Here is a 22,181-nt window from a genome sequence, read left to right on the forward strand (position 1 = left end):
CAGTAGCGGTAGGGTCCATCGCCGTGACCACTGCTCTGAAATCTGTGAACAAGCGCATAGCCGAAGAACTCGACGTTCGTGAGGAACAGGTTCGTGCCGCCGTAGAACTGCTCGACGGCGGCTCGACGGTGCCGTTCATCGCGCGCTACCGCAAAGAAGTCACCGGCACCCTCGACGACGCGCAATTGCGTCAGCTCGACGAGCGGCTGCGGTACCTGCGCGAGCTCGACGAACGCCGGGACGCCGTCATCGAGTCGATTCGTTCACAGGGCAAACTCGACGACGCCCTCGAGCAATCACTGATGCTGGCCGAGACGAAGGCCCGTATCGAGGACATCTACCTGCCGTTCAAGCCCAAGCGTCGAACGAAGGCCCAGATCGCACGCGAAGCGGGCCACGAACCCGTCGCCGACGCACTGTTCACCGATCCGTCCACCGATCCGGCCCGGTTCGATCAGGAGCAGCTCGACGGTGCGCGGGCGATTCTGGTGGAACGCTTCGCCGAGGATGCCGATTTGGTGGGTGAGCTGCGCGAACTGATGTGGACCTCCGGCAAACTCGTAGCCTCGGTCCGCAAGGGCAAGGAGGAGGAAGGTGCGAAGTTCTCGGATTACTTCGAGTTCTCCGAACCGTTCACCAGCCTGCCCTCGCATCGCATCCTGGCCACTCTGAGAGGCGAGAAGGAAGAAGTTCTCTCGCTCGGGTTCGAGCCGGAGCGCGACGAGCCGACGCCCGGGGTGCCGAGCGTCTACGAGGGCCGGATCGCCTCGAAGTTCGGGATCGCCGATCGCGGACGACCCGCCGACAAGTGGCTGCTCGATACCGTCCGATGGGCGTGGCGCACCAAGATGTTGGTCACCGTGTCGCTCGATACCCGTATGCGACTACGACAGTCGGCCGAAAAGGACGCCGTGGACGTCTTCGCGAGCAACCTCAAGGACCTCCTGCTGGCCGCCCCTGCCGGAAACCGCACCACCATGGGTCTGGACCCGGGCTTCCGTACCGGCACCAAGGTCGCGATTGTCGACGCCACCGGAAAGGTCGTCGATCACGACACGATCTATCCCCACAAGCCGCAGGGTAGGTGGGACCAGGCCGTCGCCACACTCGCAGGGCTCGCGGCCAAGCACAAGGTGGAGCTCATCGCCATCGGAAACGGTACGGCGTCACGCGAAACCGATTCTCTGGCAGCAGAATTGATCGCAAAGTTCCCCGCGGCGAACTTGACGAAGGTCGTGGTCTCCGAGGCCGGAGCGTCGGTGTACTCGGCGTCCGCATACGCCTCGAGCGAGCTGCCCGAGCTCGACGTCTCGATTCGTGGAGCAGTCTCGATTGCTCGCAGGTTGCAGGATCCGTTGGCCGAGCTGGTGAAGATCGACCCGAAGTCCATCGGCGTGGGGCAGTACCAGCACGACATCTCGGAGACCTTGCTCGCTCGTTCTCTCGGCGCCGTCGTCGAGGACGCGGTGAACGCAGTCGGTGTCGATGTCAACACGGCGTCGGTCCCTCTGCTGTCGAGAGTCTCGGGTATCGCCGGTTCCCTCGCCGAGAGCATCGTGGCGCATCGTGACCAGAACGGCCCTTTCGCCAGCCGCAGCACACTCAAAGACGTACCCCGATTGGGCCCCAAGGCTTTCGAGCAGTGCGCCGGGTTCCTGCGCATCTCGGGCGGCGAGGATCCACTCGACCGTTCCAGCGTGCACCCGGAGGCGTACCCCGTCGTGCGCCGCATCGTCGGCAAGGCCGGCGTCGGCGTACGTGACGTGGTGGGTAACACGACCCTCCTGCGTCGCCTCGACCCCGCGGAATTCGTCGACGAACGATTCGGTCTGCCCACTGTCACCGACATCATTTCCGAGTTGGAGAAACCGGGCCGCGACCCACGTCCGGAGTTCAAGACGGCCACGTTCGCAGCGGGTATCGAGAAGGTGGCCGACCTGAAGCCGGGGATGACTCTCGAAGGTGTCGTGACCAACGTGGCGGCGTTCGGTGCTTTCGTCGATGTCGGCGTGCATCAGGACGGTCTCGTTCACGTGTCTGCGATGTCGCACAATTTCGTCAAGGATCCGCGCGAGGTCGTCAAGTCCGGTGACGTCGTTCGCGTCAAGGTCATGGAGGTCGACTTGCCTCGCCAGCGCATCGGGTTGAGTCTGCGACTGGACGACGAACCCGGGGCCGCCGCCGGAAAGGACGCCCCACGTGGACAACAGGGAGACCGACCACGGGGCCAGGGGCGCACCGCAGGCGCCGACCAGGGCAATCGGGGACGGGACGCTCGTCCCCAGCGTGAGCGCCGCGGCGGCAGCCAGCAGGCCGCACCGGCGGCCGGTTCGATGGCCGACGCGCTGAGGAAGGCAGGATTCGGAAAATAGCGACTGCTCGATCGTCGATGCCGTCCGGAGTGGCGCGAATCACGAATAGTGTGGACTCCGGGTCGCCGGCAGAAGGGACGTGAGACACGTGAGGTGGTTGCAGCACGGTGTCATCGACCACGGCCGCCTGCCTCTGTTGTGCTTTCTACTGGGACTGCTGCTGGGATTCCTGCTGATCCGTCTCAGCGTCAGGATGATCCGCGCAGACGTGAAGTGGTGGCCCGGCAACGTCACTCCCGGCGGGCAACACATACATCACGTCGTGTTCGGGATCGTGTTGATGTTGCTGGCCGGAATCGGTCTGATCGCGGTGTACGTCGACGGATCGCAGACGATCGGTGCGGTCCTGGCGGCGGTCTTCGGAATCGGTGCCGCGCTCGTCCTCGACGAGTTCGCGCTCATCTTCTATCTACGCGACGTCTACTGGTCCGAACAGGGCCGTACGTCGGTCGATGCGGTGTTCGCGGCCCTCGCGTTCACCGGTCTGCTGCTGCTCGGCTTTCATCCGCTGGAGTTGCTGAGTCCGGCAGACTTCCGGGCCGACCCCGATCCGTGGGTGCGCAGCGCGCTGGCAGTCCTGGCGTTGATCAACCTGGCGATGTGCGTGATCGTCCTGCTCAAGGGAAAGATCTGGACCGGGTTGATAGGGCTGTTCGTGCTCCCGATACTCGTGCTGGCGGCCATCCGCTTGAGCAGGCCGAGCGCGCCGTGGGCGCGGTGGCGCTACACGAGCAGGCCGAAAAAGATGGTGCGTGCACTCCGGCGCGAGAAGCGGTGGCGAAGACCGCTCATCAGAGCCAAGATCTACTTGCAGGACGCGATCGCGGGCAAGCCCAGCATCGTGCACGCACGGGAGGCCACCGAGGACGAGTTGGCACGGATAGTCGTGCCGGCACCGGTTTCGGGCCACGCCGTACCGGCCCGCGCGGAGTCGATTTCGTCGTAGGCATCACGGTCTGGCACAATGGTCGGGTTGCCTCTAGCAGGCACGGACCTCACTCGGAGTACGAACCAGTCGAGCCGCACAGTCAGCGAGCCGCTCGGTTCCTCTACTCATGCGCAGAACGCAAGGATGGCACAACCGATGAACACTCTGGACTTTCTCGACAATCAGTCGCTGCGTGGCGACATCCCCGATTTCCGCCCCGGCGACACACTGAACGTGCATGTCAAGGTCATCGAAGGCTCGAAAGAGCGTATTCAGATCTTCAAGGGCGTCGTCATCCGGCGTCAGGGCGGTGGCGTTCGCGAAACGTTCACGGTTCGTAAGGTCTCGTTCGGTGTCGGCGTCGAGCGCACCTTCCCGGTGCACAGCCCCAACATCGCGCAGTTCGAGGTGCTCACCCGAGGCGATGTCCGTCGCGCCAAGCTCTACTACCTCCGCGATCTGCGTGGCAAGGCTGCCAAGATCAAGGAAAAGCGCTGACCGGTTCCGCCCGGCTTCACACTTCTTCGTCATGCCGCGTCGCCCTTTCGGGTGGCGCGGCATGACGCGTTTGTGCCCATTTGCGTCCGTCCGCCGTGCAGCTTCTACGGCACGCTCCGCCGAGAAACGCCGGTGCACAGACCGTCCGGCCGTACAGACGAGCGTTCCGGCTAACCTGTTGTCGTGACGCAGTCCCCGCAGGATCAGACCGATGAACCCGACGACGAGTCTTCGCAGAACAAGCGTCGGGAACGCAAGCCCCGATCGTTCTGGCGAGAGCTCCCGATTCTCATTCTGGTAGCGCTGGTGTTGAGTTTTCTCCTCCAGACGTTCGTCGCTCGGGTGTACCTGATCCCGTCCGAATCGATGGAACCGACTTTGCACGGTTGCGCGGGTTGTACCGGCGACCGGATCGTGGTCGAAAAGATCGGCTATCGCTTCGGCGACCCGAAGCCCGGCGACATCGTCGTCTTTCGTGGTCCGGATTCGTGGAACGACGAATTCGTCTCGCAGCGCTCCGACAACTCGGTCATCCGCGGGGCTCAGGAGGTCGGCTCACTGATCGGTGTGGTCGCCCCGGACGAGAACGATCTGGTCAAACGCGTCATTGCCACCGGAGGTCAGACCGTCGAATGCTGTGACGAGCAGGGTCGAGTGCTCGTCGACGGGCAGCCCCTGGACGAGCCGTACATCCAGATGGACTTCCCGTTCGCACCGGGCACGATGACGTGCGATACCGAGCTGAAGTCGGGACGATGCTTCGACCCCGTCACCGTTCCGGAAGGAAACATCTGGGTGATGGGGGACAACCGAAGCAACTCACGAGACTCCCGTTATCACATCACCGACGAATTCACCGGCACAGTTCCGCTCGACAACGTGATCGGCAAGGCCGTCTTCATCGCGCTACCACCGTCGCGGACCGGCCTTCTGGATTCCCCCGACATCCAAGGTCGATGACGGCGGCCCCCCGTCGCGTGCCACGTGCACGAGCGACTCTGACGAGGTCGTCCTGGCCACCGCGTCCGGTCATCCGGCGCGCCGCGGGTTTGCGGACGATGGAGTCGGCCCTGGAACGTGGCGGCCTCGGACCGGTGGCGGGTGTGGACGAAGCGGGTAGGGGCGCATGTGCCGGTCCCTTGACCGTCGCGGCATGCGTACTCGGTGCCAGGGCTCATGCCGCTCTGGCAGATCTGGACGACTCGAAGAAGTTGACCGAGCGCCGACGCGAGGAACTGTTTCCCAAGATCCAGAAGCTCGCGCTGGCATGGAGCGTGGTGTTCATCGACGCTGCCGAGGTCGATCGCATCGGCGTGCACGTGGCGAACATCGAGGGCATGCGTCGCGCAGTCGCCGGTCTTGCGGTGACACCGGGGTACGTACTCACCGACGGCTTCAGGGTGCCCGGACTTCCGGTTCCATCGCTCCCGGTGATCGGTGGCGACGCCACCGCCGCGTGCATCGCCGCTGCGAGCGTGTTGGCGAAGGTGTCGCGTGACCGGCTGATGGTGCGGATGGACGACGAGATACCAGGCTACGGATTCGCCGTACACAAGGGCTACAGCACGCGGGCCCATGCGGCCGCCATGATCGCTCTCGGCCCCAGTAGCGAACATCGGATGTCGTACGCGAACGTCGCTGCGGCGGCTGCGGGTGCCATTCGCGATGACGACGCTGTGGGGCGAATGGACTGCCGCGACGCGGGTACGCGATGATTAATTTTCACGCCCGACTGGAGGATGAAAGAGACCGATGAGTGCCGAAGATCTCGAAAAGTACGAAACCGAGATGGAACTCTCGCTGTATCGCGAGTATCGGGACATCGTAGGTCAGTTCAACTACGTGGTCGAAACCGAACGTCGATTCTATCTGGCGAACTCCGTCGAACTCATTCCGCACAACGCCGACGGTGAAATCTACTTCGAATTACGAATGTCGGATTCATGGGTGTGGGACATGTATCGCCCCGCTCGTTTCGTCAAGCACGTCCGAGTGATCACGTTCAAAGACGTCAACATCGAAGAGCTGGACAAACCAGACCTCCGACTTCCGGAATAGCTCGCTTCGCCGGTACGTCGCAGTGAGCAGGCACTGACAATACGGCTCAGTGGCGAGTCGTGGGCAGCGGGCCGCGGACCGACCGGCTGCCGAGCCCGACGGTCACCGGACCGAGTTGTGATCTTTCGTGACGATCGACCTTCGGTGAGAAATTGGACAGCCGACCAAATGGTTCCGCCTGTCCTGTTTTCGATAGTCGACAGCGGGGGATGGCCAGCGACGATCACCGGCGTAGTGACCCCCGGTCTCGAAAAATACTGCGCAACAGGGATATTCGATTTCGAGAACCAATTCCTCGAAATATGTCGCAATTTCCGACCGGATATTCACCGATTCGACACGTGGCGTAACACCTGCAGTTCTTTGCGCAGGTACGAGAATGGGTGGTAGAACTTGAATATCACATCCCCCAGACGTGTAAGAGGTACGAGATGGCACGCAAGACGCTTGTGCAGATGATCGACGATGTCGATGGATCGGTCATCAAAGATGGCCAAGGTGAATCCATCGAATTCGGCATCGGTGGAAACCAGTACCGCATCGATTTGAATCTCAAACATGCGAACGAATTGCACGAACAGTTGGCATTCTGGATCGAGCACGCCGAGAAGGTCTCCGGCCGCCGCACCCGTAAGGGCGGTGCCGCTCCGGCACCTGTTCGTGGCAAGGTCGATCTCCAGGACATCAGAGCATGGGCACGCGAGAACGGCCATGAGGTCAGTGCGCGCGGCCGCATCAGCCAGGACGTGCAAGCGGCATACGAAGCTGCTCACTGATCGACTCCGAAGCACCGACTCCGTCGGTGCCCGTGAATTTTGTTCGGCACCGGTCGATGATGCCGATGCTGTGCTCGACGCTCCGTCCGAATCATGAATTCGGGCGGAGTTTCTTCATGTGTAGGGCTCCTCGACCTCGGACGCGCTGATGTACGAGCCCTGGCACGACGGTCCGACAATGTCGGTACTAGGTAACCGCCGATCTGTGCGTTCGTCCACAGGCGGGCAGTTGTCCACAGGGTAATCACCCACCTGCACATTCTCTGTTTCTCCTCGATTTCGACGTGCCACCTTCGGTAGCACGTAAGCGGCCGCGAAGTTCGGCCGGAGAGTGGAGGAGTGCGGATATGGCGACCAATCAGGAACTCGGTGCGCGCGGTGAGGACCTCGCGGTGCGCCATCTCGAGGACATCGGACTCGAGGTGATCGAGCGCAACTGGCGGCATCGGTCCGGTGAACTCGACATCGTTGCGCGCGATGGTGACACCATGGTTTTCGTCGAGGTCAAGACGCGATCGGGAATCGGCTACGGAACGCCTGCCGAGGCCGTGACGTATACCAAGCAGACGCGAATCAGGGGGCTCGCTCTGTATTGGCTTGCCCTGCAACAGGGTCCGTGGGTGCAGATCAGATTCGACGTCATCGCGATCGTTGTGGGCCGAGACGACGACCCGGTGATCACTCACGTCCGGGCTGCGTTCTGATGCCTCTCGGAAGAGCGCACTCGGTTGCGGTCAACGGCGTCGATGGTGTGCTCGTGGAAATCGAAGCCGATATAGGGCAGGGCCTGCCGGGCACGCATCTGGTCGGTTTGCCCGATACTGCACTCAACGAATCGCGTGATCGTGTCAAGGCGGCCGTGAAGAATTCGGGCGGCACGTGGCCGGACAGCCGAGTGATTCTCGCGCTGTCGCCGGCGACATTGCCCAAGGGCGGATCCGTGTACGACCTCGCCCTCGCGTTGTCGGTTCTCGATGCGGCGAAAGCCATTCCGCGGGGGAGCCTCTCGGACACGGTGTTCCTGGGTGAACTGGCGCTGGACGGGAGGCTCAGGCCCGTTCGCGGGGTGTTACCCGGGGTGCTTGCCGTCAAGAGCGCGGGCTGGCAGCGGGTGGTCGTTCCGATGCAGTGTTTACCCGAGGCGGGTCTCGTGGACGGTATCGATGTGCTGGGAGCGGCCTCGCTCGGGGATGTCGTTGCGTGGCTGCGCGGCGAGCAGGCCCTGGAACCGCCCGTACCGACCGAGTGGCATCAGGAGATCTACCCGGACCTCAGTGATGTAGCAGGACAGGCGGATGCGCGGTGGGCTCTGGAAGTTGCCGCGGCCGGAGCGCATCACATCATGCTGACCGGTCCGCCGGGAATTGGTAAAACGATGCTGGCGCAGCGCCTTCCGGGCATCCTCCCGCCGTTGACGGAGGCCGAGGCGCTCGAGGTGACAGCCATTCATTCGGTCGCCGGTCTGTTGACCACCGCGCGTCCGCTCATCACATCGCCGCCGTTCATCGCACCTCACCATTCCACGTCGGTCAGTGCCCTGGTCGGTGGTGGAACGGGCATGGCCAAACCGGGAGCGGTCAGCCGTGCGCACAGGGGAGTCCTGTTTCTGGACGAGTGCGCCGAGATGAGTGTCCGCGTGCTCGAGGCTCTGCGGACTCCCCTGGAGGACGGCGAGATCCGCATTGCACGCCGGGACGGAGTCGCCCGATATCCAGCCCGGTTTCAGCTGGTTCTGGCCGCGAATCCGTGCCCGTGCGCACCTGCGCGACAGGTCGATTGTGTCTGTGCACCCACTGCTCGGCGCAAGTATCTCGGAAAACTCTCCGGACCGTTGCTGGACCGTGTCGATCTCCGCATACAGATGATGGGCGTCGCGACGGGAGCCTTGGTGGACGAGGTGGGCGAGGGAACGAGCGACATTCGCGCACGCGTGACCGGAGCGCGGGATGCGGCCACCCATCGGTGGCACGACTTCGGCTGGCGAACGAATGCGGAGGTACCGGGACCTGCACTGCGACAACAATTCCGGCTGGCTCGCACGGCACTCGCTCCGGTGGAGCGCGCATTACGGAACGGATCGCTGACCGCGCGCGGAGCAGACCGGGCGATACGGGTTGCGTGGACGCTGAGCGATCTTGCAGGTGGCACTGTTCCCGGTGCCGACGAGGTCGGAGCGGCACTGGATTTCCGCGACAGGGGAGTGGCATGACCCACGACGCACGACGACTCGCGTGGGCATATCTGTCCAGAGTGGCGCAAGGACCGCACCGACTCGTGGTCGACCACGCCGCTGCGAACGGCCCGGAGTCAGCAGCCGCGGCGGTACGAGCCGGTGGACTGGGTGAGCGGCTTGCAGTGCGTGCGCACATCGACACCGCCGCAGCAGATCTCGATCACATAGCCGCGCTGGGTGGCCGGTTGATCACACCGGACGACGACGAGTGGCCGGCGTGGAAATTCCTCGGGTTCGACGGAGCGGGCCTCAACGCCGGAATGGACACCTGCTCACCGATTGCGTTGTGGGCGCTGGGAAATCGGCCCGTCGCCGCCGCCACCGAACGCTCGGTGTCGATCGTGGGGACCAGGGCATCGAGCCCGTACGGCGATCACGTCACCGCAGAAATCGCCGCGGACCTGGCCCTCGACGGCTGGACCGTCATTTCCGGAGCTGCCTTCGGGATCGACGCCGCGGCACATCGGGCGGCTCTCGGGGTGGCGGGATCGACGATGGCGGTACTCGCCTGTGGCGTCGACCGGGCGTACCCGGCGGGGCACTCTCGATTGCTGCGGCAGATTGCCGACCACGGGCTGGTGCTGAGCGAGTACGCACCGGGCACCACCCCCGCCAAGCATCGCTTCCTCGCGCGGAACAGGCTCGTCGCGGCGCTCGGATCGGCAGTAGTGGTAGTCGAAGCCGGATGGCGCAGCGGGGCTCGCAACACCGCAGCATGGGCAACCAAACTGGGTCGTCCGGTGCTGGCGGTTCCCGGCCCGGTCACATCACCGACGTCCACGGGGTGCCATCGCATGATCCGCGACGGTGAGGCGGTTCTGGTGTCGAGCTCGCACGACGTCGTGGCCGAGGCAGGTGTGCTCGGATCGCCGGAGGAGTGGCGGCCGGACCTCTTTCGCGAGACGGATGCGCTGTCGGAGACCGGTCTGTTGATCTACGACGCGCTGCCGGCGACCGGGTCGCTGTCGAGCCGCGAACTGTCCGAACATTCCGGAGTGCCGATCGGCAAGGTGCGCGCTGCACTGCCGGTGCTGGAAATGGACGGTTTTGTGGCCAGCGACGAGACGGGATGGTTCCGGGTGATCCGGGGATAGCCGGGAGACACCGCCGACCGGGCCTCGAAGGTAGGGTGTTAGGTAATGCTTAGTCGGTGCAGTGGGCATCGGCGTCGTTCGCTCGAAGAGGGGTCCGTAGTGCCACGTAAGAAAACCACCTTGACCGTAGTTCGCACGGAAGCGCTGACCCCGCACATGCACCGGGTGTATCTGGGAGGTCCCGGTTTCGATGAGTTCGACGCCATCGACAGGACCGACGCCTACGTCAAGCTGTTCTTCGGATCCGAGGACGATCCGATCATGCGGACCTACACCGTTCGGTCGGTCGACACCGACGCGCGGGAAATTGCCATCGACTTCGTGGTGCACGGTGACGAGGGAGTTGCCGGACCGTGGGCAACCCGAGCAAAGCCGGGGGACGAGATGTCCTTCTTCGGGCCCTCGGGGGCATACGCGCCGCGACCCGATGCCGACTGGCACCTGTTCGCAGGCGACGAATCGGCGATCCCGGCGATCTCGGCCGCAGTCGAAGCCCTCCCGGAGGACGCCATCGCCAAGGTGTTCATCGAGGTCGCCGATCGACACGACGAGATCTACATGGAGACTCTCGCGGTCGTCGATGTCACCTGGATCCACCGTGGAGCGTCGTCGAACGAGATCGGCGACGACCGGGCCGGAGACAATGCACCGCTCATCGACGCCGTCAAGAGCACGGAGTGGCTTCCCGGACAGGCACAGGTGTTCGTCCACGGTGAGGCGCAGGCCGTCATGCACAACCTCCGTCCGTACATCCGCAAGGAGCGTGGGGTCGGTGCCGAGTGGGCGTCCATCTCGGGCTATTGGCGTCGCGGGCGTACCGAGGAGACCTTCCGAACCTGGAAGCGTGAGCTGGCACAGGCGGAGGCGGGCGTCGACGCCTGAGTACCTACCGATGTCGACCGGGCGGCGTGTCCGGTTGTCGTGCGAGTCGTCAGCGCCCAAGCTGAGCCGATGACCGATTCGCTGCCGCCTCACCTCGGCATTCACGTGGAGGAGTTCGCCGAACACCTTCGACTCGGTCGAGAGCGCTCCGAACACACCATCCGCGCCTATGTCGCAGATGCTCGATCGCTCCTCGTGCATCTCGCGGACGCCAGCCCCGGCGCGACGATTGCCGATCTCGACCTGCGCACTGTGCGCTCCTGGTTGGCGAAGTACTCGGCGGCCGGTGCGGCGAGAACTTCCATGGCCAGGCGAACGTCGTCCGTGCGAACCTTCGGCAAGTGGCTCGAGCGGGTGGGGGCAGTGCAGATCGGGCCCGCAGAACGCCTGTCAGCCCCCTCGAGTCATCGGACGTTGCCCGGTGTACTGCGCCATAACCAGGCGGCCCAGGCGTTGGCTGCCGCCGAATCGGGAGCGGCCGAGCTCGATCCGATCGCGCTGAGAGACCGGCTCATCGTCGAACTCCTGTACGCAACCGGGGTCCGCGTGGGGGAACTGTGCGGTCTCGACCTCGACGACGTCGATACCGATCGCCGCCTGATTCGCGTTCTGGGCAAGGGGAACAAAGAGCGTTCTGCCCCGTTCGGTGTCCCGGCAGCGCAGGCCTTGGACGGCTGGCTCGTCAGCGGCAGGCCGGCGTTGGTCGGTGCCCGATCCGGGGCGGCATTGTTACTGGGGAAACGGGGTGGACGGCTCGACCAACGGCAGGCCAGAACGGCCGTTCATGAGGTGCTAGATACCGTTCCCGGCGGGCCCGGACTCGGTCCTCACGGCCTGCGCCACACAGCAGCGACTCATCTTCTCGAAGGCGGTGCCGACCTCAGGGTGGTGCAGGAGTTGCTCGGGCACGCGTCCCTCGCCACCACACAGATCTACACACACGTATCGGTCGAACGGTTACGTGCCGTGCACGACCAGGCCCACCCCCGAGCGTGAGTCGAGCGTCGGCGGCGCTACCTTTGGTAGCGTCACCACCGACCAACCAGACCGAGTATGGGGGACCGTGGACCGCGACCGACCGCAAGGCACTTCGGAGCCGTGGTCGATGCATGTCCGTCAGGCCCCAGCGGCGGACGACCAGGATTCGAGCGGCCCAAGCGGAACGTCGCCGGAGAACGGGTCTCGGGAAGTATCAGCGGAGCCGAATCCTCGATCGCGATCGACGCCTCGTCAGCCACCACCGTGGCAGACGCCCGACTCGATCGACCGTCGGATAACTCCGCCGCGGTACAACCCACCGGTGCCGGTGGAGCCAGGGCCGGTGTCCGCCGAGCCCGACAGATACCTACCCGCGCAGCCGTACCTACCCGCGCAGCAGCGAGCCGGCGAATTCCCGGAACCCACCGTTGGCTGGTCACCGCAACCGTGGTCCGGTGCACCCAACCCCTATCGACCCACCAGCGAGGACCTGGGCGCGGATTCGTTGCTCAAGCGTCCCAAACGTGCGTCGAACTCCGGATGGCGTCGCGGCGTGCACCGGCTGACCGGTGGTGTCATCAACCCGGGCGAGTCGACGGCCGAGGAGCGGTACCGCAACCAGGTCGAACGCATCCGCCAGCCGGTACTCGGTGATTACCGGATCGCGTTCCTGTCGCTCAAAGGTGGCGTCGGCAAGACGACGACCACGCTCGGCCTCGGCTCGACGTTCGCGTCGTTGCGGGGGGATTGCGTCATTGCCGTGGACGCGAATCCCGATTTCGGCACCCTGGGAGAGCGGGTTCCGCGACAGACGTCGTCGACCGTTCGAGATCTGTTGGCCGCCGCACCGAACATTCGGCGTTATTCCGACATTCGTGAGCACACCTCGCAAGCACCCAGTCGATTGGAAGTGCTGGCCGGCGAGCGCGACCCGGCGGCCTCGGAGATGTTCGGCGAAGAGGATTACCGAGCGGTCATCGACATGCTGCAGGTGTACTACAACCTCATCCTGACCGACTGCGGCACCGGCATCATGCACTCGGCGATGAACGGTGTGCTGCAACTGGCGAATGCGCTGGTGTTGGTGAGCTCCCCGGCGGTCGACGGTGCGCGTAGCGCAGCGGCGACGTTGGACTGGCTCGAGTTGCACGGTTACGGACACCTGGTCGAGCGAACGGTCGTGGTGATCAGCTCGGTTCGTCCTGGCTCGTCTGCGGTGGACATGAACCTCTTGCAGCAGCACTTTCTCGAGCGCTGTCGCGCCGTGCTCGTCGTACCGTTCGACGAGCATCTGGCCGAGGGCGCGGTGGTCGATCTCGAAAAACTACGCCCTCAGACCAGAAGCGCTTTCGTCGAACTCGCGGCCATGGTCGCGGACGACTTCCCGGCCGCATCCGGCCGGCACTCCGGGCCCCCGCGCTGAGCGTTACCGGCTCGGCTGCGACACCGGTTTCAGTACGATGGGCCGGGTCCGCACGAGTGCCGTCGGATCGAGGTATTCGCGTCCCCGCCTGATGCCCCAGTGCAAACAGGTCATCGAGCATCCCTCGTGTCCGGGCGCGAGCGAACCGAGCACCGTCCCGCGTCGAACCCGCGTGCCGGCCGACACCGAGGCTGTGACCGGCTCGTACGTCGATCGCAGTCCTCCCGGGTGATCCACCGATACGACGGGTTTTCCCGCAACCGAACCGGCGAAGACCACGGTGCCGTCGGCCACGGCCAGTACCGGGAGGCCGTCGTCGCCGGCGAGGTCGACACCGCGGTGTCCGGGCAGCCAGTCCTGAGCAGGCGGGGCGAAGGGGGTGACGATGCGGGGCTTGGGGTGCAACGGCCAGGCGAAGTCGCCCGGTGCCGCCGATGCCGACGCAGTGCAGAGCGAGAGGCCGGCCACGACGGCGATCGACAGTGTCCGCAGCGCGGGACGGATGTTCATCTGTCGACCATCGCTCGAACAGGAGCATCGAAACGAGTGACAACGTCGATTGTGGACAGTGAATTCGTTTGTCCACAGGCACCGCTGAGTCTTGACAGTCGGGCCTGGTTATGACGGGGGCGGCCGCAGGTCTACACTCATGATGCGGCCTGTGCGTGCATGGGTCGACTTCGCGCGTCCACCTCATCGCATCGCCTGCTTCGGCAGAGACACCGATACGAGTGCAGGTTGCCGGCGGTCCTCGAATCTCCGTGGTTCGTAGGTCCGGCGACCTGGGCGGACGCCAGGGCAGAGGTCACCGACACTCTGCGTCAACCGCACCATCGAAAGAGAGTTCTTCAGCCATGGCTGTAGTAACAATGAAGCAGCTGCTCGACAGCGGCACACACTTCGGACACCAGACCCGTCGCTGGAACCCGAAGATGAAGCGATTCATCTTCACCGACCGCAACGGCATCTACATCATCGACTTGCAGCAGACTCTGACCTTCATCGACAAGGCCTACGAGTTCGTCAAGGAGACCGTCGCCCATGGTGGCACGGTTCTGTTCGTCGGCACCAAGAAGCAGGCACAGGAGTCCATCGCCGCTGAGGCAACTCGCGTGGGAATGCCCTACGTGAACCAGCGCTGGCTCGGTGGCATGCTCACCAACTTCCAGACCGTGCACAAGCGTCTGGTCCGCCTCAAGGAACTCGAGGCAATGGAGCAGACCGGTGGCTTCGAGGGACGCACCAAGAAGGAAATCCTCATGCTCACGCGTGAGATGACCAAGCTCGATCGCACCCTCGGCGGCATCCGCGACATGGCCAAGGTTCCGTCGGCCATCTGGATCGTCGACACCAACAAGGAGCACATCGCCGTCGGCGAAGCCCGCAAGCTCAAGATCCCGGTCATCGCGATTCTCGACACCAACTGCGATCCCGACGTGGTCGACTACCCGATCCCGGGCAACGACGACGCAATTCGTTCCGCAGCGCTGCTGACCAAGGTCGTGGCATCCGCAGTTGCCGAGGGCGTGCAGGCACGAGCAGGTCAGAACACTGCATCCGACGCCAAGCCCGAGGTCGGCGCAGGCGAGCCGCTCGCCGAGTGGGAGCTCGAGCAGCTTCAGCAGGCATCACCGGCAGCCGAGGCACCGGCAGCGGACGCTCCGGCAGCCGACGCCCCCGCAGCGGATGCTCCGGCAGCGGATGCTCCGGCAGCGGACGCTCCCGCAGCAGAAGAAGCACCGGCCACTCAGGCCTGATCGAATTCGGTCCCGGTTCACCCTCAGGGGTGGGTCGGGGCCGCTTCGGTATGTCAGGGTTGTCCTCGGAACGGCTCCGCATCGAGTCCGCCGATCACTCCCTGAGAACAGCATTTTCGTCAACGCCCGTACCCAGACTTTTGAGGAGGCTCGCCCACGATGGCGAACTACACTGCCGCCGACGTCAAGCGGCTCCGTGAGCTCACCGGCTCCGGAATGATGGACTGCAAGAACGCACTCGCCGAGAACGACGGCGACTACGACAAGGCCGTCGAGTACCTGCGCATCAAGGGTGCCAAGGACGTCGGCAAGCGCGCCGAGCGCAACACCGCCGAGGGCCTCGTCGTCGCCGAGGGTGGAGTGCTCGTGGAGATCAACTCCGAGACCGACTTCGTGGCCAAGAACGACGAGTTCCAGACGTTCGCGGCGTCCGTCGCGGCGACGGCTGCAGCAGGCAAGCCTGCCGACGTCGACGCGCTCAAGGCCCTCGATCTGAACGGTAAGACCGTCGAGACAGCCTTGAACGAGTTGTCCGCCAAGATCGGCGAGAAGCTGGAAATTCGCCGGGTCGTGTCCTACGACGGCAACACCGCCACGTACCTGCACAAGCGCAGCGCGGATCTGCCGCCTGCTGTCGGCGTCTTGGTCGAGTACACCGGTGACGGCGACGCCGCGGGCGACGCTGCACGTGCTGCCGCAATGCAGATCGCCGCGCTCAAGGCCAAGTACGTCAGCCGTGACGAGGTCCCCGAGGACCTGGTCGCAGCCGAGCGTCGGATCGCAGAAGAGACCGCACGCGAAGAAGGCAAGCCGGAGCAGGCACTGCCGAAGATCGTCGAGGGTCGCGTCAACGGGTTCTTCAAGGACGTCGTTCTCACCGAGCAGAAGTCGGTTCAGGACGGCAACAAGACCGTGAAAGCCATTCTCGACGAGGCCGGCGTGACCATCACCCGCTTCTCTCGATTCGAGGTCGGGGCCAGCTAGTCTGCGCACCTGTCGGTCGAGGCGATGCCGCTCATTCGATTTCATCGAGTGGGCGGCATCGTTCGTGCGCGAGGCAGGTCGGAGCCGTGTCCACCGTTCGGGTGCCGATAGGGCAGGATGATCGGTGAGTAAACCGTTGTGTTCGACGAGTACCGAGGAGAGCTATGACCGATCCGGCCCCTGACCGTCCCGGGTTCCGACGTGTGATGCTCAAACTGGGTGGGGAGATGTTCGGTGGCGGCCAAGTGGGGCTCGACCCAGATGTCGTGAACAACGTCGCCGAGCAGATCGCCGAGGTGGTGTCCACTGGAGTTCAGGTCGCCGTGGTGATCGGTGGCGGAAACTTCTTCCGTGGTGCGGAACTGCAACAGCGCGGCATGGACCGGTCGCGTTCGGACTACATGGGCATGCTCGGCACGGTGATGAATTGCCTTGCGCTGCAAGACTTCCTGGAAAAGCAGGGGGTGGCGACGAGGGTGCAGACGGCCATCACCATGGGTCAGGTCGCAGAGCCGTACCTGCCGCTGCGTGCGCGCAGGCACCTGGAGAAGGGTCGCGTCGTGATCTTCGGGGCCGGGATGGGGATGCCGTACTTCTCCACCGACACCACCGCTGCGCAGCGCGCTCTCGAAATCGGGGCCGAGGTGTTGCTCATGGCCAAGGGCGTCGACGGTGTCTACTCGGCCGACCCGCGTCTGGACCCCGACGCGACGATGTTCGACACGATCACCCACCGCGAGGCGATCGAACAGGGACTCAAGGTCGCCGACGCGACGGCTTTCAGCCTGTGCATGGACAATCAAATGCCGATGTTGGTGTTCAATTTGTTGGTTCAAGGAAACATTGCTCGCGCCGTAGCGGGCGAGAAGATCGGCACGCTGGTCACGTCGTGAACGTCACCGACACGGCCGCGGGCGAATCGAGAACGAAGACGATGGAGGACAGATCGTGATTGACGAAGCTCTCTTCGACGCCGAGGAGAAGATGGAAAAGGCCGTATCGGTTGCACGTGACGATCTGTCCTCGATCCGCACCGGTCGTGCAAACCCGGGAATGTTCTCCCGCATCGTCATCGAGTACTACGGTGCACCGACACCGATCACCCAGCTGGCCAGCATCAGCGTGCCCGAGGCGCGGTTGGTGGTGATCAAGCCCTACGAGTCGAATCAGCTCGGGCCGATCGAGACCGCCATTCGCAATTCCGATCTGGGAGTCAACCCGACCAACGACGGCAACCTCATTCGTATCGGCGTGCCGCAGTTGACCGAGGAACGACGCCGCGAGTTCGTCAAGCAGGCCAAGGGCAAGGGTGAGGACGCGAAGGTGTCCATTCGCAACGTGCGCCGCAAGACGATGGAAGAGCTCAAGCGTATCCAGAAAGAGGGCGAGGCCGGCGAGGACGAGGTCGTGCGCGCCGAGAACGACCTCGACAAGACCACTGCGAAGTACACCGCCTCCGTCGACGAACTCGTCAAGCGCAAAGAGGGCGAACTGATGGAGGTCTGACCTCCTTCTGGTCCTGGCGCACGATGGCAGAACGACGATGACATTCGAGGAGTTGACGACAGTGGTGGGACCGGATCGGCAGGAGGGCAGCGGTACGCCCGCTGCCTCGTCCGGGGTCGCCGCAGCGAAGTCGGCCGGTAAAGCGGGCCGGAACCTGCCTGCCGCAATCGGCGTCGGCGGCGGCTTGGGCATCGGTCTGATTCTCGTGCTCGTGTTCGTCCCACTGGTGTGGATCGGCGTCGTGGCGGCGGCGCTGGCCGTCGCGACGTACGAGGTGTCCAAGCGACTCCGTGAGGGCGGCGTGCTGGTTCCGCGCATCCCGCTCATCCTCGGTGGTCAAGCCATGATCTGGCTGGGCTGGCCGTTCGGTACTGCCGGAGTGCTCAGTGCCGCGGTGGGCACCGTCGTGGTCTGCATGGTGTGGCTTCTTCTCCGGCAGGGTTTCGATTCGGCACCCAAGAACTACCTCGAAGAACTTTCGGTCACCGTTCTGGTGGCATGTTGGCTACCGCTGTTGGCCTCGTTCACCGTTCTGATGGTGCTCGAGGACAACGGGGCAGGCCGCATTCTGGTATTCGTCATCGGCGTCGTGTGCTCGGATGTCGGTGGCTACATCGCCGGTGTGTTGTTCGGAAAACACCCGATGGCACCGGCCATCAGCCCCAAGAAGTCCTGGGAAGGGCTCGTCGGGTCGCTCATCTTCTGCGTCATCGGGTGTCTGCTGACGGTGACGCTCATCCTCGAGGCCAATTCGATGATCGGGATACTGCTCGGGGTGGTGCTGGTCGTGACCGGCACCTTGGGAGATCTCATCGAGTCCCAGGTCAAGCGTGATCTACGCATCAAGGACATGGGCACGTTGCTGCCCGGTCACGGCGGCATCATGGACCGACTCGATTCGCTGCTGCCCTCGGCGTTCGTTGCGTGGCTCGTGTTCACAGTCCTGCTCTGATCGACTCCGTCGGACGATGAGCGGCGATCGCGACGAAGTGATTCCCAGTCCCAACATCTGGCACTGGCCGCACCTGTACGAAGCGGAGAACCGAGCCCAGGACATCGACGGTGCTCTGTTCGAGTCCATCCGATCGACCGTCGGTTGGGCGGCCAAGAAGGTCGTGGATGTGGGTTGCGGTAGCGGGTTCCACCTTCCCGTTTTCGCCGCGGAGGCCCGGAACGTCATCGGTGTGGAACCGCACGAGCCGTTGGTGTCCGCAGCCCGGGAACGAGTCGAGGCTTTGTCGAACGTGGAGGTACGTCGCGGTAGGGCGGACGCGCTACCTGTTGAGACGGGCTCGGTCGATCTGGTGCACGCGAGAACCGCGTATTTCTTCGGGCCCGGCTGTGGACCCGGTATCCGCGAGGCGATGAGAGTCCTGCGGCCCGGCGGAGCGCTGGTGGTCGTCGATCTCGACGCGACGGCTGCCCCGTACGGAGAGTGGATGCGCGCGGACCTTCCGCACTACGACCCCAGTGCTGTCGAGGCATTCTTCGATGCGCAGGGGTTCGAGCTGCGACGCGTCGACACCACATGGGCGTTTCCGGACCGCCGAACTCTGCGCAACGTGCTGGGAATCGAGTTCTCACCGCGCGTCGCGCGCACCGCTGCACGGCAAACAGTCGGCCTCACCCTGGACGTGCGCTACCGCATCCATGTTCGGCACAAACCGACTGGCGTCGAATTGCGCTGAGTGGTCGCGTCAGCGCAGTCCGATCAGGACGCGGCGGAAATTCCAAAGATCTGTGCCAATTCGTTGATCTTGAGCGCCTTCGCCAGACGCGGTAGATCGCTGCCGTCCTTGACATGGGCACCATCGGCACCGAGAGCGTCGATCACATCGTGCGCCCAGGACACGTCCGTGGGGGAGGGAGCCAATTCACGGTTGACGATGGCCACTTGATCGGTGTGCATGCAGAGTTTGCCTGCCATGCCCATCGACAGCGTCAACGCTGCATCGCGGCCGAGGATGCTGTCGTTCGCGGTGAGTGTCGGACCGTCGATGGGTCCGGGCAGCCGTGCCACACGTGAGGAGACGACCAGACGCGAGCGCGGGTAGGCCATGGCCAGCGGGTCGTCGCTCATGCCGGTGTCGCGGCGGAAGTCTCCACTGCCGAAGGCGAGTCGGAAAGTCGAGTCGGCACGGGCGATCTCGGTGGCGGCCTCGAGGCCTGCGGCCGATTCCACCAGGGCGAGGATGGGAGTGCCGTCGGCCAGGCGGGCGGCCGTCGCTTCCACCTGACCGCCGCTCTCGGTCTTGGCGAGCATGACTCCCACCAGACCGGGCAGACCGGACAGGGCGGCGAGATCGTCGGCCCAATACGGGGTGGTGGCGTCGTTGACTCGGACCCATGCCGAGTTGCCCTCGCTCAACCAACGCACCACAGTCTCGCGGGCGGCGGGCTTCTTCGCCGGAGCGACCGCGTCTTCGATGTCGAGGATGACTGCGTCGACACCGGACGCCACGGCAGCGTCGAAGGTCTCGGGCTTGGTGGCGGGAACCAGCAGCCACGATCGTGCGCGGTCGGGTGCAACGCCGGATGCCACCGGTGTCTCCATGAAAGTAGTCACGTCATGCTCCTCGAGTGAAGTCGGGCACCGCCAACCTTATCGATTCAGTCGAGCGGTGCCAGCTTCTGTACATAGTGTTCACGAACTGTGACGCTGGTTCTTCTTCGCTGCGCGCCGGACCTGGAGGATGCGAGCGCCGCCTGCCATGGCCATCACCAGCGCACCCGCGATAGCGGCCAGCAGCATGCTGACTCCCAGCGGCAGGTCCAGTTGCCACGCGAAGATCTGAACGGTGACCGAGTCGAGGTTCTGCACGATGAACACGAGGAGAACGACGAGGACGACGGCCCCGACCACCAATCCGGTCCACAGCGCGGCGGTGCGCGTATGGGCCACGTCCTTGGGGGTGTCCTGTCGTTCCGGAACGAACTCGGGGTCGGGTGCCGAATGGCCGTCCGAATCCGGGGTGGTGATCGGGGCGAGATCGCCCGAGGCACCTGCCGGTGCGTCGAACCCGGGCTTGCCCGACACCGATGTGCCGAAGGAAGCCTCGTTGCTGTCGTCTGCTCTGGTGGCCATGTCGATGATCCTTTCGCACGCGCGGTCCGAATGCACGCGCAGTCGGTCCCGGCCTCAGTACCCGCCGGAGCACGGTCGAAAACCGTGGCGAATAGGACTGTGAGCAGAACGGGTGGACAATGGTGACCATGCAGTTGAGCGAGCAGAAACGACGCGAGGGTCGAGCATGAGTGATTCCGCAGCCGCAACCGACGGCGCGACCGAGCAGAAGAGGCCGAGCCTTCCGCTCGTCTTCACTGCTCCACGCCGGGGTATGCCGTCGCGTCACCTCGCCGACCTGGACAAAGAGGGCCTGCGCGACGCAGTGAAGGCGCTCGGTCTGCCGGCATTCCGGGCCGATCAGTTGGCGCGGCACTACTACGCACGGCTCGAAGCCGACACCACCAAGATGACCGACCTGCCGGCTGAGGCTCGCGAGAAGGTCGGTGCCGACCTTTTCCCCACCTTGCTGACGCCGATCAAGCATCTGGCCTGTGACGATGGCGACACTCGCAAGACCTTGTGGAAGGCCAACGACGGGACCTTGCTCGAGAGCGTTCTGATGCGGTATCCGGATCGAGCCACTCTGTGCATTTCCAGTCAGGCTGGGTGCGGAATGGCGTGTCCGTTCTGTGCAACCGGACAGGCCGGTCTGACGAGAAACCTGTCGACCGCCGAGATCGTCGACCAAGTTCGTTCGGCTGCAGCCGACCTGCGGGACGGCGTGGTCCACGGCGGTGAAGGCCGCCTGTCGAACGTGGTGTTCATGGGCATGGGCGAGCCGTTGGCAAACTACAAACGCGTCGTGGCGGCCGTGCGCAAGATCGTCTCACCTGCACCGGACGGTCTGGGACTGTCGCAGCGTTCGGTCACCGTGTCGACGGTCGGTCTGGCTCCGGCCATTCGCAAGCTGGCCGACGAGGGTCTGTCGGTGACCTTGGCGGTGTCGCTTCACACGCCGGACGACGAGCTCCGCGACACGCTGGTTCCGGTCAACAATCGTTGGTCTGTGGCCGAGGTGCTGTCCGCAGCGAGGTACTACGCCGACCAGACCGGTCGCCGAGTATCCATCGAGTACGCGATGATCCGGGACGTCAACGACCAGCCGTGGCGCGCGGACATGTTGGGCAAGAAGCTGCACAAGGCGCTGGGATCCCGGGTTCATGTGAACCTCATCCCGCTCAATCCGACTCCGGGTAGCGAGTGGGATGCCAGCCCGAAACCGGTGGAGCGTGAATTCGTCAGACGAGTGATTGCGCAAGGTGTGTCGTGCACGGTGCGCGACACCCGCGGGCAGGAAATCGCCGCGGCGTGCGGTCAGCTCGCAGCCGACAACTGACCCGTCGAGAACTGGGCCGCTAGCGGGGCTTGCGGCGAACGATCACGTCACGCACGACCAGTCCGACCAGTGCTACTGCGAATCCGATCAACCACAGGTCTTCGACCTTGCCGGTGTGGTTGCCGATGATCATGAAGAGCAGGAACGCGGCGACGACGATAGCGGCCACTCGCATTGCGCGGTTCGACTCGCCACTCCACCCCCACTCGGCGGACGGTACGTCCGGAACCTCGTGACGGGTATCGACGACCTGGTCGTACGAAGCGGTTTCCAGTTCGTTGTTTGCCAC

At 64.3% G+C, this 22,181-nt stretch carries 24 protein-coding genes; 20 read left to right on the forward strand and 4 right to left on the reverse strand.

Going from position 1 to position 22,181, the window contains the following annotated elements; genetic code table 11:
* Positions 1–23 precede the first annotated feature (23 nt).
* The 13 genes from ACFI9K_RS08555 (at position 24) to ACFI9K_RS08615 (ending at position 13,242) form a co-directional block, all read left to right on the forward strand.
* Positions 24–2,372, forward strand: a complete 2,349-nt coding sequence (locus ACFI9K_RS08555) for a Tex family protein (protein ID WP_462663095.1) — start codon at positions 24–26, stop codon at positions 2,370–2,372.
* A gap of 97 nt (positions 2,373–2,469) precedes the next feature.
* A complete protein-coding gene (locus ACFI9K_RS08560) occupies positions 2,470–3,318 on the forward strand; it encodes a hypothetical protein (protein ID WP_462663239.1) in 849 nt (282 codons plus the stop codon).
* A 138-nt stretch (positions 3,319–3,456) separates the two neighbouring features.
* On the forward strand, positions 3,457–3,798 hold the full coding sequence (rplS, locus tag ACFI9K_RS08565; RefSeq protein ID WP_032378188.1) for a 50S ribosomal protein L19: 342 nt from the start codon (positions 3,457–3,459) through the stop codon (positions 3,796–3,798).
* Positions 3,799–3,981: 183 nt separating this feature from the next.
* A complete protein-coding gene (gene lepB / locus ACFI9K_RS08570; RefSeq protein ID WP_462663096.1) occupies positions 3,982–4,758 on the forward strand; it encodes a signal peptidase I in 777 nt (258 codons plus the stop codon).
* Entirely contained in the window at positions 4,755–5,513 is a 759-nt protein-coding gene (locus ACFI9K_RS08575; protein ID WP_462663097.1) for a ribonuclease HII, read from the forward strand. Before lepB ends, ACFI9K_RS08575 begins: the two co-directional genes overlap by 4 nt.
* Positions 5,514–5,550: 37 nt before the next feature.
* On the forward strand, positions 5,551–5,856 hold the full coding sequence (locus tag ACFI9K_RS08580) for a DUF2469 domain-containing protein (RefSeq protein ID WP_008717288.1): 306 nt from the start codon (positions 5,551–5,553) through the stop codon (positions 5,854–5,856).
* 431 nt (positions 5,857–6,287) lie between these two features.
* Positions 6,288–6,632 (forward strand): histone-like nucleoid-structuring protein Lsr2, encoded by a 345-nt coding sequence (locus tag ACFI9K_RS08585; protein ID WP_283275546.1) that lies wholly within the window; start codon positions 6,288–6,290, stop codon positions 6,630–6,632.
* A gap of 347 nt (positions 6,633–6,979) precedes the next feature.
* Positions 6,980–7,336, forward strand: a complete 357-nt coding sequence (locus ACFI9K_RS08590) for a YraN family protein (protein ID WP_462663098.1) — start codon at positions 6,980–6,982, stop codon at positions 7,334–7,336.
* A complete protein-coding gene (locus ACFI9K_RS08595) occupies positions 7,336–8,841 on the forward strand; it encodes a YifB family Mg chelatase-like AAA ATPase (protein WP_462663099.1) in 1,506 nt (501 codons plus the stop codon). The genes ACFI9K_RS08590 and ACFI9K_RS08595 overlap by 1 nt, the downstream gene beginning before the upstream one ends.
* On the forward strand, positions 8,838–9,959 hold the full coding sequence (dprA, locus tag ACFI9K_RS08600) for a DNA-processing protein DprA (protein WP_462663100.1): 1,122 nt from the start codon (positions 8,838–8,840) through the stop codon (positions 9,957–9,959). Before ACFI9K_RS08595 ends, dprA begins: the two co-directional genes overlap by 4 nt.
* A 99-nt stretch (positions 9,960–10,058) precedes the next feature.
* Complete coding sequence (locus ACFI9K_RS08605; RefSeq protein WP_462663101.1) at positions 10,059–10,841, forward strand: siderophore-interacting protein; 783 nt, start codon at positions 10,059–10,061, stop codon at positions 10,839–10,841.
* 69 nt (positions 10,842–10,910) lie between these two features.
* On the forward strand, positions 10,911–11,837 hold the full coding sequence (locus ACFI9K_RS08610) for a tyrosine recombinase XerC (RefSeq protein WP_462663102.1): 927 nt from the start codon (positions 10,911–10,913) through the stop codon (positions 11,835–11,837).
* Between the two features lie 472 nt (positions 11,838–12,309).
* Positions 12,310–13,242 carry a MinD/ParA family ATP-binding protein gene (locus tag ACFI9K_RS08615; RefSeq protein ID WP_462663240.1) on the forward strand — a complete coding sequence of 311 codons (933 nt, stop codon included), beginning with the start codon at positions 12,310–12,312 and terminating at the stop codon, positions 13,240–13,242.
* 3 nt (positions 13,243–13,245) lie between these two features.
* Here the strand turns inward: ACFI9K_RS08615 and ACFI9K_RS08620 are convergent, their stop codons facing one another.
* Positions 13,246–13,752, reverse strand: a complete 507-nt coding sequence (locus ACFI9K_RS08620; protein WP_462663103.1) for a M23 family metallopeptidase — start codon at positions 13,750–13,752, stop codon at positions 13,246–13,248.
* 344 nt (positions 13,753–14,096) lie between these two features.
* Here ACFI9K_RS08620 and rpsB point away from each other — a divergent pair, with 344 nt between their 5' ends.
* From rpsB to ACFI9K_RS08650, 6 genes are all read left to right on the forward strand, one after another.
* On the forward strand, positions 14,097–14,999 hold the full coding sequence (rpsB, locus tag ACFI9K_RS08625; RefSeq protein ID WP_462663104.1) for a 30S ribosomal protein S2: 903 nt from the start codon (positions 14,097–14,099) through the stop codon (positions 14,997–14,999).
* A 159-nt stretch (positions 15,000–15,158) separates the two neighbouring features.
* Positions 15,159–15,983, forward strand: a complete 825-nt coding sequence (tsf, locus tag ACFI9K_RS08630; protein ID WP_222093164.1) for a translation elongation factor Ts — start codon at positions 15,159–15,161, stop codon at positions 15,981–15,983.
* A 164-nt stretch (positions 15,984–16,147) separates the two neighbouring features.
* The gene (pyrH, locus tag ACFI9K_RS08635; RefSeq protein ID WP_057477618.1) at positions 16,148–16,876 is read left to right on the forward strand and encodes a UMP kinase; all 729 of its coding nucleotides are present in this window, start codon (positions 16,148–16,150) and stop codon (positions 16,874–16,876) included.
* 55 nt (positions 16,877–16,931) lie between these two features.
* A complete protein-coding gene (gene frr / locus ACFI9K_RS08640; protein WP_462663105.1) occupies positions 16,932–17,489 on the forward strand; it encodes a ribosome recycling factor in 558 nt (185 codons plus the stop codon).
* A 37-nt stretch (positions 17,490–17,526) separates the two neighbouring features.
* Positions 17,527–18,441 carry a phosphatidate cytidylyltransferase gene (locus tag ACFI9K_RS08645; protein WP_462663106.1) on the forward strand — a complete coding sequence of 305 codons (915 nt, stop codon included), beginning with the start codon at positions 17,527–17,529 and terminating at the stop codon, positions 18,439–18,441.
* A 16-nt stretch (positions 18,442–18,457) separates the two neighbouring features.
* The gene (locus ACFI9K_RS08650) at positions 18,458–19,177 is read left to right on the forward strand and encodes a class I SAM-dependent methyltransferase (protein ID WP_462663107.1); all 720 of its coding nucleotides are present in this window, start codon (positions 18,458–18,460) and stop codon (positions 19,175–19,177) included.
* Positions 19,178–19,200: 23 nt separating this feature from the next.
* Here the strand turns inward: ACFI9K_RS08650 and ACFI9K_RS08655 are convergent, their stop codons facing one another.
* Together ACFI9K_RS08655 and ACFI9K_RS08660 are read right to left on the reverse strand one after the other, a co-directional pair.
* Entirely contained in the window at positions 19,201–20,043 is an 843-nt protein-coding gene (locus ACFI9K_RS08655) for an HpcH/HpaI aldolase/citrate lyase family protein (protein ID WP_462663241.1), read from the reverse strand.
* Positions 20,044–20,133: 90 nt separating this feature from the next.
* A complete protein-coding gene (locus ACFI9K_RS08660) occupies positions 20,134–20,574 on the reverse strand; it encodes a LapA family protein (RefSeq protein ID WP_462663108.1) in 441 nt (146 codons plus the stop codon).
* 166 nt (positions 20,575–20,740) lie between these two features.
* Between ACFI9K_RS08660 and rlmN the strand changes: the two genes are divergently transcribed.
* Positions 20,741–21,892 carry a dual-specificity RNA methyltransferase RlmN gene (gene rlmN, locus ACFI9K_RS08665; RefSeq protein WP_462663109.1) on the forward strand — a complete coding sequence of 384 codons (1,152 nt, stop codon included), beginning with the start codon at positions 20,741–20,743 and terminating at the stop codon, positions 21,890–21,892.
* 19 nt (positions 21,893–21,911) lie between these two features.
* Here rlmN and ACFI9K_RS08670 read toward each other — a convergent pair whose 3' ends face one another.
* A complete protein-coding gene (locus ACFI9K_RS08670; RefSeq protein ID WP_032377055.1) occupies positions 21,912–22,181 on the reverse strand; it encodes a DUF2631 domain-containing protein in 270 nt (89 codons plus the stop codon).

Source organism: Rhodococcus sp. PSi06 (assembly GCF_054960675.1).